The following is a 17,353-nucleotide window of genomic DNA, read 5'->3' on the forward strand; positions in this document are numbered from 1 at the left end:
ATAAATGTTAAATCGTGAAGTTTATTTAAATGATCCAATCACTAGCCGCTTAGCCAACAATGGTGTTGCCCAAGTTAAAGATGACTTATCTAAGGCCGCACTTGAAACCCTTGAGTACGAATTACGAACCTTCGTTTGTGATGGCGCTTATGCCGCCGGTATGGAAAAAATACTAAATGCTTATCTTCAGAATGTAAAATGCGATGGTGAGCAACCTGGTGTGTGGATAAGTGGCTTCTTTGGATCAGGTAAATCACATTTAGCTAAAATGTTACGCGCTCTATGGACTAATCAAACCTTAAATGACGGCAATACTGCACGCAGTCTAGTGGAATTACCTAGTAACATTTCAGCTCAGCTAGATGAGCTATCTAGACTTGCTGAACAGCACCAAGGCGTGCATGCAGCATCTGGAACTTTAGGTTCTGGTGCAGATGAACAAGTCCGATTAGCATTCTTAGGAATTATCTTTAAATCAGCAGGTTTACCCGAACAATATTATTTAGCTCGTTTTGTTATGTGGCTAAAAGAAGAGGGAATTTTAGAGCAAGTACAAGGGTATATTACTGAGAATTCCAAGGCCAAAGAAGGACGCGATCCATGGATCCATGAATTAATGCGCCTACATGTTTCTCCTATCATGGGCAATGCCATATTAAAAGCTTTACCTGACCTTGCTCGTGATGCAAAAGAAGTGCGCGATATGTTGCGCGCTCAATTCAAAATAGTTGATGACGTAACTAATGATGAAATGGTGACAGCAATCATGGATACGCTGGCCGTAAACGGTGAACTCCCGCTAACACTTGTTATTTTGGATGAGGTCCAACAGTACATAGGTGATGATGTTAAAAAAGCCTTTGACGTACAAGAAGTGGTTGAAACCTGCAGTAGTAATGGCCGTTTAAATTCAAAATTACTCTTTGTTGCCACAGGCCAAAGTGCACTTTCAGGTATGGCCAATTTACACCGCTTAATGGGGCGTTTTCAAGTACCTGTGCAGCTTGAAGATACCGATGTTGACTCAGTTATTCGTAAAGTTATTCTTCAAAAGAAGGAGTCGGCACGTCCTCAAATTCAAAATGTAATTGATAGTGAGTTGGGTGAAATATCTAAGCATCTACGCGGTAGCATTATTGAACATAATAAAGATGATGAAAAATGGATGGTTGCTGATTATCCACTTCTGCCAGTTAGGCGGCGCTTCTGGGAGCGAGTACTACCAGCATTAGATAAAACTGGTACGGGGTCGCAATTAAGAAACCAACTACGAGTAGTACATGAAGCAACCAAAGTGACGGCCGAATATCCACTTGGTTATGTGGTGCCAGCCGATTACATTTATGATCAAATCTCCACTAAGTTACTAAATAGTGGAGCAATTGGTAAGGATATTTACGAAACCATTAGTCACTTAAAAGGTGGTGATGCCGACCAAAAACTGCAAGCACGTATTCTGGCACTTATTTTACTTATTAGTAAATTGCCAACAGATATTGAATACGGCATAGCCGCCACTGCAGATACCTTGTCTGATTTGTTACTTGAAAACTTACTTGAAGGTAAACATGAACTTCGCGCTAAGGTACCTAAATTGCTATCTAAGCTAGTCGCTGTTGGTCATATTATGACTATGCAAACTAAAATAGGTGAAGAGTATCGTTTACAAACAATTGAAAGCCAGCAATGGTACGACATGTACCGTCAACAAATAAGCGAGTTAAAAAGTAATCCACAAAATATTGAGTACTATCGTTCAAAAGAAATTGAACAACATATTCGTAAACAAATAGCACGATGTAGAGTTATTCAAGGTGTTTCTGCAGTCCCTCGTACTGTGAATATCGAGTTTAATGGAGAATTACCAAATGATGCTGATAAGAAATTATATGCTTGGGCACCTGGTGTCCCAGAAAAGCAATTTAATGACCTTGCTCGCGGTGCTGATCCTGACTCAGCTACAATTTATATATATGTGCCAACATCACACCAAGACGAGCTACGTAAATCGATCATCGAGTTAAAAGCTGCTGAAAGCACAATAGATGTTCGTCCAACGCCTAAAACAGAAGCTGGTAAAGAAGCTCATGCAGCGATGGAATATCGATATAAGGAAGCTGATAGGGCTAAAAAGGCGATACTTAAGGATATATTTGACCAAATCCAAGTTAAGCTTGCTGGCGGCCAAGAAATTGAAGGTGAATCCCTAGCCGAACAAATTCAAAATGCGGGTGAATTAGCCTGTCAGCGTTTATTTAGCAAATTCAAAATGGCCGATAACAAAGGTTGGGCAAAAGTATTTCAACGTGCCAGTACACAGGCAGATGCTAACGCCCTCGAAGCTATTGACCACAATGATGACGCTGACAAGCACCCAGTGTGTGCTGAAGTTAAACGTTATATAGGCGTTATGAAAACGGGTCGTGAAATAATCGACAACTTTAAAGATGCACCTTACGGCTGGGGCAAAGACACTATCGAAGGTGCGTTATTTGCCATGCTAGCCGCAGGTGTATTAAAAGCCTCAGATGGACAAGAAAAAGCAGTAGACGCTAAAAGCTTGGACAGATCGTCAGTCACACAAACCAAATTCCGACCCGAAAACGTGACACTATCAAAAGTACAAATCATTAAAGTGCGCAGTTTAATTAACACTTTGTTACCCGAAGGACAAAATTGTGGAACAGGTGAAGAACACAGCAAATTACCTTTAGCCATAACTAACGCAAAACAGGTCGCTAGAAGTGCAGGTGGTGAAGCACCATTACCACTAGCCCCTAATACCAATATTCTAACTAACCTTGAAATGTATTCGGGTAACGATCAGTTACAACAAGCCTTTGATTCAAAGGATGACATTCAAAACCAATTTACATTATGGCAAGACCAAGCTGACCTAGTTAAAGCTAGAATGAGTCAATGGCATGAGCTAAACAGCGCTATAAATTATTGCAAAGATTTAGCTGTTTACGACAAGCTAAAACAGCAAATCGACCCCATAGTTCAAAACCGTAGTTTATTAGCTCAACCTAACCCGGTTACTCCCCTTCTTCAACAGGCTGAATCGGCACTACGTGATGCTATTACCGCCAAACTATCAGAATATGAAGCGGAATTTAACGCTTGTCAGCGCGACTTAATTGACGACTCAAACTGGGCGAAATTAGACGAAGCAAAAAAACAGGCCTTATTAGAAAAGCGCAGCCTTTCTCATATTCCTGTTGTCGATTTATCCTCAGCCGCCGCGGTTTACGATGCGCTTGAAGAAACCAGCTTTGAACAATGGAGCGATCGTATTTCTGCATTACCTGGCCGTTTTGACGCAGCCTTAAAAGACGCGATTAGCGAGCTAACGCCTAAGGCCAAATATTGTCGCTTGAATAAGCCTGTTATTAACACAGAACAAGAACTACAAAGCTGGCTATCCATAATAGAAGCACAAATTAGAGCTGAACTGGCCAATGGTCCCGTAGTGCCTAGCTAAAAAGTTTTAGGGAATAAAAATAAATGAGAGCAGCATTAGAAAAGTCATTACGCAGCAAGCTAGAGAAAACGGTAGAGAAAGCCCGTGACATTGTTGAAGTCGCCGTAGCAGAAGCATTAACTCGTTTAGGTGTTGCTGAGGCAAGCGCCCCAGGTTATTTAAGTGAAACAGAGCGTAAATTAAGAACGCGTTTGCGTGCTCATGGTCGCCAGTTAGGTGATGTGTTGTCTAAAGAATCAGGCAAACAAGAAACCGAATTACTCATTAACGAAATGGCATACGAACATTGGCATCGAATGCTATTTGCCCGATTCTTAGAGCAAAGTGATTTACTAATGTACGAACCTGGTACACACGTCACTTTGGACGAGTGTTTTGAACTGGCTGAGGAGGAAGAAGATTGTAAAGATGGCTGGGAATTGGCAGGCCGTTTGGCTGAAAAAATGCTACCGCAAATATTCCGCGCCGACTCACCTGTATTTGAAGTAAAGCTTTCCATTAACCATGTGAATGACTTAGAAGAGCTCATTGCGGCACTACACCTCGATACATTTCAAGCCTCAGACGCTCTTGGTTGGTGTTATCAGTTTTGGCAAAACAAAAAGAAAAAACAGGTAAATGATTCTGGTGTAAAAATTGGTGCTAACGAGCTAAGCGCTGTTACTCAGCTATTTACCGAACCTTATATGGTGAGCTTTTTGCTCGACAATGCCTTAGGCGCTTGGTGGGCAAAACGTCGTTTAACACAAGATGATTTACAAACAGCAACTAGCGAACAAGAACTAAGAGAACTAGCTGCTATTCCCGGTGTACCATTAGAGTACCTTCGTTTTGTTCAAGATGAAGAGTCAAAAACTTGGTCCAATGCTGCTGGTGATTTTGACAAATGGCCAGAAGATTTAAGTGAACTGAAGACACTAGATCCTTGTTGCGGTTCGGGTCACTTTTTAGTGGCCAAATTCCTAATGTTAGTTCCTATACGTATGGAGCTAGAGGGATTAAGCGCTAAACAAGCGATTGATAAAGTCATATCAGAAAATATTCATGGTTTAGAGCTAGACCAACGATGTGTTGAATTGGCTGCTTTTGCCTTAGCGCTTGAGGCGTGGCGTTATCCTGATGCTGGTGGCTATCGAAATTTACCTAGCTTGAACATAGCCTGTGTGAGTCAAACTGCGCAGTTATTGCGGGAAATGAATAGTGAAAAAGTAAAAGTTAGTAATGCTCTAATGAGTTTTATAGACTCTACTAGATTACTAGGCTCTCTTTCTAATCCAAAAACTATTTTAAGCCGAGCTGACCTTGAAGATTTTCTCCCATTTGTAGATGAAGAAAATCAAACTGAATATCGAGCACTTGCAAAAGGATTGACTAAAGCTTTAAGCATACTAATGAAAAAGTTTGAGTTTGTTGTAACAAATGTTCCATACAGAACTCGAAATACCTTGTGTCCTGAATTAGTTTCATATATCGATACTAACTATCCAAAATCCAAAAATGAATTGGCTAATGTTTTTCTTGATAGGTGTATTGAGCTAACCGCACCTAATGGATATACACAGGTTGTAATGCCGCAAAACTGGCTATATTTAAAGGGTTATATATACCAACGTGAAGAACTTTTAAAAACAACAACATGGATGAATTTGGCAAGACTAGGAACTAGGGCGTTTGAAACAATAACAGGTGAAGTCGTAAACGTAATATTGCTAACGCTATATAAAGATTCATTCAGGAATAATTACAACCTAAGCATTATAGATGCAAACGAAGGAAAAGGCATTGCTGAAAAAGCTAAGCTTCTTCGTGAAGATACAGTAAAAAACACTAATCAGAATACTTATTACGAAAACCCTGACCACATCATCTCTATCGGAAACGTAAATTTTAGTGAAACATTAAATTCACACTCTGGTTGTTTTCAGGGCCTCTCTTCAGGTGATAACCCTCGATTCCTATTTAATTTCTTTGAGATGAATTCATTTAGTCAGTACGAATTTTTCCAATCTACACCGAGAAATACCATGCATTTTGGAGGAAAGGACTTCATTGTCTCTAAATATGTAACTTCGGGAAAAATCACTTTAGGTGCTTTAAGGGGGAAAGACGCTTGGAAGAAGCAAGGCATTGGAATAGCAAGAGTAAGCAGCTTAAACTCCTGTATTTATAGTGGTCATTTCTATGCCAATACTTGCCCTGTTGTTATTCCAGATCATAAATCTAATCATGAAGCTATTTGGTGCTATATATCATCAGCAGAATTTAAAGAAACTGCAAAAAACCTAAATCAATCTTTAAGTATTGATAATGGCTACTTAGGTAAAATTCCATTTGATAAAAGCAGATGGGAAAAGATAGCTAAGAATAGATACCCGAATGGTTTACCAAAGGCATATTCTGATGACCCAACTCAATGGATCTTCCATGGTCACCCTTGTTCCTCAGTTATCTGGAATGAAGAAACTAAAACAACGGCTATTGGCGCATTACGTTTAGACGATACTGTATTACAAGTCGCCATTGCCCGTTTATTAGGTTATCGCTGGCCAGCAGAGCTTGATGCTGCAATGGAATTAGCGCCAGAAATGCGTGAAGTATTGGCGAACTGCAAAGACTTTGATGGTTTAGCTGATGATGATGGTATTGTTTGTATTCCTGCGATTCGTGGTGAAAAACCCGCTGTTGACAGGTTAGAGGCAATTTTACATACAGCCTATGGTGATGAGTGGTCTGCAACGGTATTAAACAACCTACTCAAATCAGTAAAATCCACGAATCTAAACACTTGGCTACGTGATAAATTCTTTGAACAACATTGCAAGTTATTCCAACATCGCCCCTTCATTTGGCATATTTGGGATGGTTTGGCTGACGGATTCTCAGCATTAGTTAATTATCATACGCTTGATTACAAAGGGTTAGAGCGCTTAATTTACACCTACCTTGATGATTGGATCAGTACCCAAATACAACTTGAAAAAGATGGCGTTGAAGGCGCTGAACTACGTTTATCCGCCGCCCGTAATTTGAAAGAGTCACTAGAAGCGATTCTTGTTGGTGAAAAGGGGCTTGATATCTTTGTTCGTTGGAAGTCATTAGCAGAACAACCCATAGGTTGGAACCCCGACTTAAACGATGGTGTTCGCTTAAACATTCGTCCATTTATGCAAGCCAAAGACGTTGGTAAAAAAGAAGCAGGTGTACTGCGTTTTAAACCCAACATCCACTGGAAAAAAGACCGGGGCACCGATGTTGCCTCAGCCCCATGGTTTGACCTTGGTCTAGAACACGGCGGCAAACAAGGCGATCGCATCAACGACCATCACCTAACTTTAGCTGAGAAAAAAGCGGCAAGGGATGCAAGCTAATATGAGAACAGCATTAGAAAAGACATTACGCGGCAAACTTGAAAAGACAGTCGAAAAAGCCCGGGACATTGTTGAAGTAGCTGTAGCAGAAGCATTAACTCGTTTAGGGGTTTCTGAGGCAAGTGCGCCAAGTTATTTAAGTGAAACTGAGCGTAAACTAAGAACACGTTTACGTGCGCATGGTCGCCAGCTAGGTGATGCGTTGTCAAAAGAATCAGGCAAACAAGAAACCGAATTACTCATTAACGAAATGGCATACGAACATTGGCATCGAATGCTATTTGCTCGCTTTTTAGAGCAAAGCGACTTGTTGATGTACGAACCTGGTACACACGTCACTTTGGACGAGTGTTTTGAACTGGCTGAGGAGGAAGAAGATTGTAAAGATGGCTGGGAATTGGCAGGCCGTTTGGCTGAAAAAATGCTACCGCAAATATTCCGCGCCGACTCACCTGTATTTGAAGTAAAGCTTTCCATTAACCATGTGAATGACTTAGAAGAGCTCATTGCGGCACTACACCTCGATACATTTCAAGCCTCAGACGCTCTTGGTTGGTGTTATCAGTTTTGGCAAAACAAAAAGAAAAAACAGGTAAATGATTCTGGTGTAAAAATTGGTGCTAACGAGCTAAGCGCTGTTACTCAGCTATTTACCGAACCTTATATGGTGAGCTTTTTGCTCGACAATGCCTTAGGCGCTTGGTGGGCAAAACGACGTTTAACACAAGATGATTTACAAACAGCAAGCAGTGAGCAGGAACTAAGAGACTTAGCTGCAATCCCTGGTGTGCCACTAGAATATTTACGTTTTGTTCAAGATGAGGAAACTAAGGCTTGGTCTTCAGCCGCAGGAGATTTTGATAAATGGCCTGAAAGCCTAAGTGAATTTAAAACACTCGACCCATGTTGTGGCTCGGGTCACTTCTTAGTGGCAAAGTTCTTAATGCTAGTACCAATGCGTATTCAGCTTGAAGCATTAACTGCTAAACAAGCCATTGATAAAGTGCTAACTGAAAATATCCATGGATTAGAGCTAGATCAGCGCTGTGTAGAACTCGCTGCATTTGCATTAGCATTAGAAGCCTGGCGTTATCCTGATGCAGGTGGTTACCGCACTTTGCCAGAGTTGCAACTCGCTTGTTCAGGCTTATCGATCGGTGAAGCCCAAAAGGAATGGAAAGATTTAGCGAAAGATGATGTAGAGCTACAAAATGCGGTTAAATGGATGCAAAAAACATTCAAAGATGCACCAACCTTAGGTAGTTTGATAAACCCGTCTAAAAATATTGCTGAAACACAAAAAACACCTTGGTCTGTCTTAAACGATACTCTTGATAAGAGCTCAATTGATTCTGAATCAAGGGTCAATGCAAAAGGATTAGTAAAAAGTGCTGAGTTATTATCTAGCAAATTTAGCTGGATCGTGACCAATGTTCCATACCTTGTTAGGAATAAAATGTCTGATGTACTAGGCAAGTTCTGTGACGAGTGCTTTCCTGCTGGAAAAGGGGACCTTGCAAATGTATTTTTAGATAGAGCACTTCAGATGTTATCGTCGGGAGGAGTATCCCAGCTAGTTATGACTCAAAATTGGATGTTCTTAAATAATTATAAACACCAAAGGAAACGCTTACTGGAAGAGCAAACCGTTAATATGATTGTAAAGTTGGGTGGTGGTGCAGAGTGCTTCCAGGATGGTCCTGGCAATATTGTAAATATTGCTTGTGTAACTTTAAGTAATGAAGAAAATTGTAATAATGAAATTATCGGATTTGACCTTCAACAAGTAAACAAACCAGAAAAGAAAGCTTATTCTCTAAAAGAAATTCAAATTAAGAAATGCTCTCAAGTTAGCCAATTAAATAATCCTGACTCTACAATCACACTCGAAGATTCAGAAAATAACTTACTATTAAACCAATATTCTAATGCTTATTGGGGGCAAGGGACAGGTGATTTCAACCGCTTCGGAAAGTATTGGTGGGAAGTTCCGTGCCATTTGGATTCATGGGAATACGGTCAATCTACAGTTAAGGATACATGTCATTACTCCGGCAGAATTCACGCTGTATTTTGGGAGAATGGAAAAGGCCAATTAGTAGAGATGGCAGAAGCTCAAAAGCTTAGATTGAAAAATATTCACTACAGAGGTGCTGAAGCTTGGAATAAGAAGGGTGTCTCTATAACTCAAATGGGGGAGTTACGAGGGACCCTTTATACAGGTAATATATTTGATGGTAATTGCTCCTCTGTTATACCAAAAAATGAAAATGAACTTATGGCTATCTGGGCTTTTTGCTCATCTGATGTATACAATTCAGAAGTTAGAAAAGTGGATCAAAGTCTGAAGGTGACGAATAAGAACTTGATCAAAGTTGCTTTTGACATAGAGTACTGGAGCAATATTGCAAAGAAAAATTACCCGCATGGCCTTCCTCAACCATACTCAAATGACACAACCCAGTGGGTTTTCCACGGTCATCCTTGTTCATCGGTGATTTGGGATGAAAAATTAAAAGCTACCGCTCGTAGTGAATTCCGCCAAGACGAAACCGTTTTACAAGTTGCCGTCGCACGCTTATTAGGTTATCGCTGGCCAGCAGAGCTTGATGCTGAAATGGAACTAGCTCCTGAAATGCGTGAAGTATTAGCTAAATGCAAAGACTTTGATGGCTTAGTGGATGATGATGGCATTGTTTGTATTCCGGCTATTCGTGGCGAAAAGCCAGCCGTAGATAGATTAGAAGCCATTTTACATGCCGCTTACGGTGATGAATGGTCTGCAACAGTATTAAACAATCTACTTAAATCAGTAAAATCCACGAATCTAAGCACTTGGCTACGTGATAAGTTCTTCGAGCAACATTGTAAACTATTCCAACATCGGCCCTTCATATGGCATATTTGGGATGGTTTGGCTGACGGGTTCTCAGCATTAGTGAATTACCACATGCTAGATTGCAAAGGGTTAGAGCGCTTAATTTACACCTACCTAGATGATTGGATAAGTACCCAAGTTCAACTTGAGAAAGATAATGTTGAAGGTGCAGAACTACGTTTATCCGCCGCCCGTAATTTAAAAGAATCACTAGAAGCGATACTTGTTGGTGAGAAGGGGCTCGATATCTTTGTACGTTGGAAGCCATTAGCTGAACAACCCATCGGTTGGAATCCTGACTTAAACGACGGTGTTCGCTTAAACATCCGTCCATTCATGAAAGCGAAAGATATGGGCAAAAAAGAAGCAGGTGTACTGCGCTTTAAACCCAACATCCACTGGAAAAAAGACCGAGGCACCGATGTGGCATCCGCCCCTTGGTTTGAGCTAGGCCTAGAATACGGCGGCAAACAAGGCGACCGCATCAACGACCATCATTTAACGCTAACTGAAAAGAAAGCGGCAAGGGATGCACAATAAATGTTTATTGATGAAGTTAAGCTTAAAAACTTTCGTGGTTTAGGTAAAGTTGAACTTAAGTTTGATGAGCATATTAATTTACTTGTTGGCGTTAATGGAGTTGGCAAGTCTTCTGTGCTTGAAGCAATGGGGATTATGCTTTCAACCTTTACCAATCGTATTAAAGGTACCCCTGGGGCAAGCAAAAAACTGACTAATGATGATATTAAAACTGGTAGTGATGTTTTGAACGCTAGCCTGCACATGCAATTTGAGGGAGAGCCTCTTACTTGGTCTATTACCCGCTTTTCAAAAGATCATGGTTCAGGTAAGAATCAATCTTCTGAACTTGCATCATTAAACACAGTATTAAAGCCTTTAAGCATAAAGTTGAATAATGAGGCAAAAAAAGAAGATTACCAATCGAGTGTTCCGTTAGTTGCTTATTACAGTGTAAATAGGCTATTCAGAGGGAAATCGAAGTCAGACGAGAAGAGTATTCAAAAAATAAATTATGCACCGTTAGAAGCTTATGAAAAATCGGTATCTATCGACGGCGTATATTTCAATTCATTGTCTAATTGGTTTGGCTATCGCCAGCGTTTTTTAGACAGGAAATACAACGAAGATTCTATTTCAAATGACTCACAGTTAAACGCTATTGAAAAAGCTATAACCGTATTTTTACCCGAATTTAGCCAATTCAAATATGACGAAAAATTAGAAGAGCTTGTCATTCATAAAAACCATGAGGTCTTAAAGTTAAAACAACTTTCTGATGGAGAATTGTGCTTGATCGCTTTAATTGCAGACATTGCGCGCAGGCTTGCTATTGCAAATCCAAAATTAAAAAATCCACTTGAAGGTAAAGCGATAGTTCTTGTTGATGAAATTGATCTTCATTTACACCCAGGATGGCAACGCAAATTAATTGGAAACTTTCGTCGTACGTTTCCAAAAACTCAGTTTATTTTCTCAACTCATAGCCCCCAGATGATTGGCCACGTAGAGCCACGGAATATGTGGCTATTTAGACGAGTAGATAACGAAGTCGTTGCTTACCGCCCTGAAAAGTCATTGGGTATGGATAGTAATAGTATTCTGGAACAACACTTAGGTGTAGATGAAAGAGAGCCAGAGACAAAACAAGAATTAGAAAAATTAGCTGAATACATTGAAAACGATATTTTAGCTGAGGCTAAAGTGCTGTTAAATCGCCTTACGGCAAAATGCGGTGATATAGATGAATTAAGGCGAGCAAAAGCAATTATTCAGCGTAAAACCTTGTTGGGGCTGGATAATTGAAACAGATAACTAAAAGGAATGAGCCACAAGAACTGCTGGATTGGAAAGCGCTTGAAAATGATGATTGGAAGCCATCTTTTGACAATCTACAAGGTAACGAGAAGCGGGCAGTTAGGAACAGTTTGTTAGCTGAGCAAGGCTATATTTGCTGTTACTGCAACAAAGACATAGGTGACGACGACTTTCATATTGAGCATTTTAGGCCACAAGAAACGTTTGAAGCATTGGAGCTAGATTACAATAACCTACATGCATCTTGTTTAAAAAATCAGGAAGCTAGAGGCCCTTTTCATTGCGGAATGGCCAAGGGAAACTGGTTTGATAACGCTCTTACATTATCTCCGCTTGCTAATCATGAAAGTAGCTTTAATTTTCTATATAACGGTTTAGTCGAACCTACGGTTCAAAATGCTGCGCAGATGGTTGAACGACTAAAACTAAATGATGCTAGTTTGGCGGCTAAACGTAAAGCTGAAATTGCGGGTATACTTGATGCGTATTTTATTGAGACAGCTACTGAAGAACAGTTAATTAATCTATTTCGCAAAATTGGGCGACTTGTCAATGGTCGTTATCAGCCTTTTGTCCTGGCAATCCAACAACAAATTAAACAGCTATTGCCCCAAAATATCGTCGCGAACTTATGACCAAACAAGCTAACAGAAAAAACTTATGCAATTAATAGATTACTTATCCGAACAATTACGTAACTCAGCTAATTACAATTCAGCGGTGCAAATAGCACCTGCGGCTATTTTGTGGACAGATATTGAATGTCAGTGGCAGTCTGCTATGCCGTCAATCAAGCAATACCTACCTGAATTAGTGGAGCTAGGCGAATATAAGCCTGAAGAAAGGACGGGCCCTGCAATTTGGATTAAGTGTGCAATAGCTGGCGTATTAGAAGAATGCGAATTACCTAAAGGGCGAACACCAATCATATATTTGCCTGGGGTAGGGCGTAAAGATTTGCGAGCAATAGAGCAATGCCCTGATAAATTGAGACCGCTTGCTGAGCTTCAATATCGTGGTTGTTGGTGGGCTTATAACACCGCAGGGAGAGATTGGTCGGTTGGCTCCTTTTTAACGAACCCACGTGTTGGTTTAGAGCTTGATGTAGCGAAAGACAAAAAGACCCAAGCCGCCATTTTAAAGATATTACCAGATTTATTAGAAACGCCTGATGAAGCCTTGAAAGGTAAAAAACTAGAAGCCCAAGATTTCATTAATATTGTAATGGATGACCCTGCAAAAGATATTTTGGGTTGGTTAAATAACCCAGAAGATAAACAGACTTTATGGAAGGACAGTAAATGGCCTATTTTTCAGCAAGCCTGTTTGGATAACTTTGGTTTTGACCCTGAAAAGGCGCAAATCGATTCAGTATTACTTAGATTATGTGAAGCAGAAGGTGAATGGCAAACGGTATGGCAACGCTTTAAAGATACAGCACACAACCTACCTTTGTTAGTCGAAAAGTTAAAACTAGTTCAACCGGATGGTTTGGCGTTTAACGCAAGCCACTATTTAGCTGAAAATATCAAAGATGAATATGAAGTTGCTGATAAGTTAAAAGGCTTCGCGAAGCAAGACGTGGCTGTTATTAAAAAGCAGTTGTCAGAACTATTTGAACAACAATCAGGTAGAAAGTCATGGTTGTGGTTTGGCTTAGGTCTGTCCCCTTGGTTAACTATTCTAGAACAATTAGCCGCAGTGATTGAACATACTGAAATAGCTTTTACTGGCCCTTCAGTTGAGGTCATGGCAAATACTTATAAAGAACGGTTTTGGCAGGCTGACGCAGCTGCAATTAACGCTATGGCAGTTGCAAAAGATATCAATCAACAACAAGTCGTTGCGGATATTCTAGCGGTTATCTATACACCTTGGTTAGAGCAAGTAACGTTAAACTTTCAGGACTTGGTTCGAGCTGAGGGTTACCCAGGCAAATCAGGTATACCTGGTGAGGTTAATGAGTCAACAGCTCAATATAGTGTTAACAGCCAAGTCGTATTCTTTGTTGATGGCCTTCGTTTTGATACAGGTAAAACATTACAACAAAAGTTAGATAAACTCTCAGCTACTACTATATTCAAAACTAATTGGTGTGCTCTACCTTCACTAACTGCCACAGCTAAAGCAGCAGTGACGCCTATCGCCGACTTACTGTCTGGTGCACAGGAAAATGATAACTTTACACCAATGCTTTCTGCTTCAGGCTCTGAATTGAGTTCTTACCATTTGAAAAAATCACTAGCTGATAAGGGCTGGCAATACCTGGATGGACTAGAAACAGGGGAGCCTACTGGAAACGCTTGGGTACAAACTGGTGATTTAGATAACATGGGGCATAAACAACAAATGAAGATGCCGCTTAACATTGATGCGGTATTAGAAGATGTTGTAGCTAGAGTTGATGGCCTGTTAAAAGCTGGCTGGCAGAACATTCGGATAGTTACGGATCACGGTTGGTTGTGGGTACCTAATAAATTATCTGAGGCTAATATTTCTAAAACCATCGTTAAAAAACGTTTAGCTCGCTGTGCCATTTTAAAAGACAATATTGAGACTGCCGAATTGAAGGTACCTTGGCATTGGAACAAAAATGTATCCGTTGCTATGGCACCTGGTATTGCAGGTTATGTGGCCGGGGATTATTACAACCATGGTGGCTTGAGTTTGCAGGAGTGCTTAACGCCGGTGATAAACATTACAACTCAACATAAATGATCAACTAATAATTGGTAATATTGAATGGATTTAATACTTTCTTCTTTTTGCTTTCAAAATAGTACGGTGGGACTTAGTGGTGCGCGTTTTTATGAGCGACTTCCACCTGTTTGTTTTAATACCGGCAAGGGTTTTATCCCTGATTATTCATCATTATTTATGGCTGACACCTTTATAATTGATGAATCTACTTATAGAAGAATAACGCATGATGCACACTTTCAATTGTATTCAGACGTTCTGAGTGCTTTAAAAGACTCCGGTCGATTAAAAGTTCGCTCATTTAAAGATGAGATATCTAGTTACTCCGGCAGAATTGATAGTGAAGTGGAAAAGGAGCTTTTACGAGTAGAACAGTGGTACGAACCATTTAGGAAGCTTTTAAACATTTGGAACGAATTTCAAGAAAAACTGCGAATTGAATACTCTTGGTTTCCAGATGAATTGAAGGACCTAAAGGTAGGTACAGCACAATTTTGGGATTTCATAGAGTCAGATGAATTTTGGGCATTCAAAGAAAAGCTGCCTCATGAGAGAGAGTTTTTATACGATCTAACTGAAATATTAGAAGGTGGGATGTACGAAGGTCTAAGCGAGTACACTATCGATATGATGAAGAACCCAGCCTTATATGAATCTGACCCAAATAAAAGGAATATGGAGGAGGTTGTTAGGGGTTACTTAACACATTTATATTCGAACATTGTCTTAAGCCAGAAACTTAAAGCACACCTTCATGATTGGGCAGATATTAAGCCTCTTTATGATAAAACCAGTAATCTCCACGCTTTGGGAACACAAGAGCATAGTCAGAACGAAAATAAATCAAAGGAAATTATTAACGCAGTATTTCCTTCGTTCAGACCTAGAAACCAAAAATCTCTTTGTAAAATTCTAGATGATAAACGTATAGAAGACTTTCGAAAGGAGGTGCATTCAGCGGTAATGGGACAAACAGAAATTGATCTCAAATATATCTCAACTTTATACAAAGCTATATCTGAGGAAAGAGGCGACATGCTTAAAGGAAGAAAATTAATTGGTTCTGTATCGTTTCTAAATTCAATCGCTGGCTTGTTTACTCCTATCGCGAGTGGATTAAGTTTAGGAGTTCCTATCGCTGAAAAGTTAATGGACTCAAATGTTGAACAAGCATTCCCTTGGTTTTACTTAATGAGCGAACATATTGAAAAGTAATAAAATTAAAATACTGAATTGCCTTTAACTCTTGTAGAGGTGATTTGTGCTAGTTCACCTTGCTTATAAGAAGTAAGTTCACTGGAGAATTCGCCACGCAAGTAAAGCAAAATCACGGTGTTATCTTGTTCAACATTAAGTAATTGACACACTTCTTCCATATCGTCTTCATCCATAGAACGTTTGAACGCATCCATTTGGCGTGAGAGGTTATATACACTAAATATACTGGCCATAACCTTCTTATCTTCTGTTGCTTCGCCACCACCAGGATTTACAATTTTGTTAAACTCTATGGCTTGGTTTTGGTTTAATAATGAAGTGAAGTGAATTGCTCTATTCTTCGCGCAGCTTGGCGTGTGATCATCGTAAGTGACACCGTTGACCCATTGCGCTTTGATCCAGTTTTGATGCTCACCTTTTAAGGCTCGGCCTTGTTTTCGATGAGGGCCATCATCTTTAAGCAATTCCGCTCTGATATGGTTAATTGCATCAAGTAATATTGGATTTTGAGTATATTGACTATAATCGTACTCTGGGTGTGTTAATTTTCCTGGGACTACTAAAAAGCTATCCGTTAAATATGTTTGGCTATCATCTTTTTTCTTCGACACTCTATATTCAACCTGGGGAGCTATATTTGTCCCTCGGTCAAACCCTCTGACGTCATACTTAACGCAAATATCTTCAAAAAGTTGATGTAGGCCATCAAAATTGTTTGCACCTGAATTATTTTCAAGATGGTTTAGTAAGTCGCTATAAGCTTTTATCGCATCGAGGTTGGTGTAATGTTTAGCTGTTGTATTGGTATGATAACCACAGGCTCGCCCAATGTTTGCTTGAACAATTGCCGCAATATTAGCTATGGTGCTATCCCAAGTATTAATTAGTGTGTTTTTCATTTCATAGCCAAAATTAATACCAGCTCTAAAACCAGCTACTGTAATAACAATTAATTTGTCTTCAAACATAGCTGCTGTTTCGTACTCTCGTTTAAAGTCATCAATACTAGATAATTGAGTATCATCAACACCGACTAATTTCTGACCAATAATTATTATTTGTTCTTCTGGGATCCCATTATTTAAAAGTATTTCTTTAGCTAACTGTGCTTGGCTGCTTGGCACTCTAATTAAGGACCAACCCGCTAAATCGTGTTCTTGAAATTGTCGAATGAACCGCCTTCTCATTAATGAATCATCGCAAAAACTTCGTTGGTCTTCAGCTAATTTGACTATTTGGTTATTGCGGTGCATTTCTCTAATGCCATGGTATTCGTTATTGGTTTTATGAAATACAAGACTAGTTTTAAAGTTATGTCGCAATATTGAATCAGCACCTGCTGAATATAATGCGCTAAAAGGAGTGGCAGAGATGAAAGCAACCTTGCAGTTGATATTGTCTTTCTCTAAATACTCAAAGATCTTAGAGTAGCGAACAGCTTCGTTGCCTGCGCCGTAATGGCATTCGTCAATGATAATGAGTTTTGGCTGCTGAGTTTTAAATTGGTTAATAAGTGCAGATTCGTAATTAGTGAAGTTACTAACGACAACATTATTAGAGGGGGCTAAGTCTCGTTTAGCTTGCTCTAACAGTGATAAATCTGCCATTGTGACTAGGTAAAGAGTGTCTTTTAGTTGTTTACGGTCGCATATATCAGCATCATTTAGCTTTTGTCTTTGTATGCACGATAAGGCTAGGGCAATACCAGACTTACCTGATTGCATTTCTGCAGCTATTACAACGGCTCTATTGCTATTGTCGAAATGCAGAAAAGCTTTTTGCGCGGCATTACGCTGATGTTCAAAGGTGTTTTGTGAAAGTACCTTTTCAATAACTTTACGATGAATATTTGCAGTGTTAGTCATATAC

8 protein-coding genes are annotated in these 17,353 nt (G+C 39.8%); 7 read left to right on the forward strand and 1 reads right to left on the reverse strand.

Annotation, left to right across the window (positions count from 1 at the left end; all coding sequences use genetic code 11):
* The first annotated feature begins 4 nt into the window (after positions 1-4).
* From brxC to ACVCDT_RS02055, 7 genes are read left to right on the forward strand one after another with little or no spacing between them, the layout of a single operon-like run.
* Entirely contained in the window at positions 5-3,484 is a 3,480-nt protein-coding gene (gene brxC, locus ACVCDT_RS02025; RefSeq protein ID WP_447131071.1) for a BREX system P-loop protein BrxC, read from the forward strand.
* Between the two features lie 23 nt (positions 3,485-3,507).
* Positions 3,508-6,852 carry an Eco57I restriction-modification methylase domain-containing protein gene (locus ACVCDT_RS02030; protein WP_447131072.1) on the forward strand — a complete coding sequence of 1,115 codons (3,345 nt, stop codon included), beginning with the start codon at positions 3,508-3,510 and terminating at the stop codon, positions 6,850-6,852.
* 1 nt (position 6,853) lies between these two features.
* Complete coding sequence (locus ACVCDT_RS02035; protein WP_447131073.1) at positions 6,854-10,270, forward strand: Eco57I restriction-modification methylase domain-containing protein; 3,417 nt, start codon at positions 6,854-6,856, stop codon at positions 10,268-10,270.
* A complete protein-coding gene (locus ACVCDT_RS02040; protein WP_447131074.1) occupies positions 10,271-11,554 on the forward strand; it encodes an AAA family ATPase in 1,284 nt (427 codons plus the stop codon). It abuts the gene before it with no gap.
* Positions 11,551-12,201: a retron system putative HNH endonuclease gene (locus ACVCDT_RS02045; RefSeq protein WP_447131075.1), complete on the forward strand. Its 651-nt coding sequence runs from the start codon at positions 11,551-11,553 to the stop codon at positions 12,199-12,201. Before ACVCDT_RS02040 ends, ACVCDT_RS02045 begins: the two co-directional genes overlap by 4 nt.
* Positions 12,202-12,226: 25 nt before the next feature.
* On the forward strand, positions 12,227-14,284 hold the full coding sequence (pglZ, locus tag ACVCDT_RS02050; protein ID WP_447131076.1) for a BREX-1 system phosphatase PglZ type B: 2,058 nt from the start codon (positions 12,227-12,229) through the stop codon (positions 14,282-14,284).
* A 24-nt stretch (positions 14,285-14,308) separates the two neighbouring features.
* Positions 14,309-15,481, forward strand: coding sequence for a hypothetical protein (locus ACVCDT_RS02055; protein ID WP_447131077.1), 1,173 nt, complete (start codon positions 14,309-14,311; stop codon positions 15,479-15,481).
* 5 nt (positions 15,482-15,486) lie between these two features.
* Here the strand turns inward: ACVCDT_RS02055 and ACVCDT_RS02060 are convergent, their stop codons facing one another.
* Positions 15,487-17,349 carry a DEAD/DEAH box helicase family protein gene (locus tag ACVCDT_RS02060; RefSeq protein WP_447131078.1) on the reverse strand — a complete coding sequence of 621 codons (1,863 nt, stop codon included), beginning with the start codon at positions 17,347-17,349 and terminating at the stop codon, positions 15,487-15,489.
* Positions 17,350-17,353: the final 4 nt, after the last annotated feature.

The sequence above is a fragment of the Paraglaciecola aestuariivivens genome (assembly GCF_052983255.1).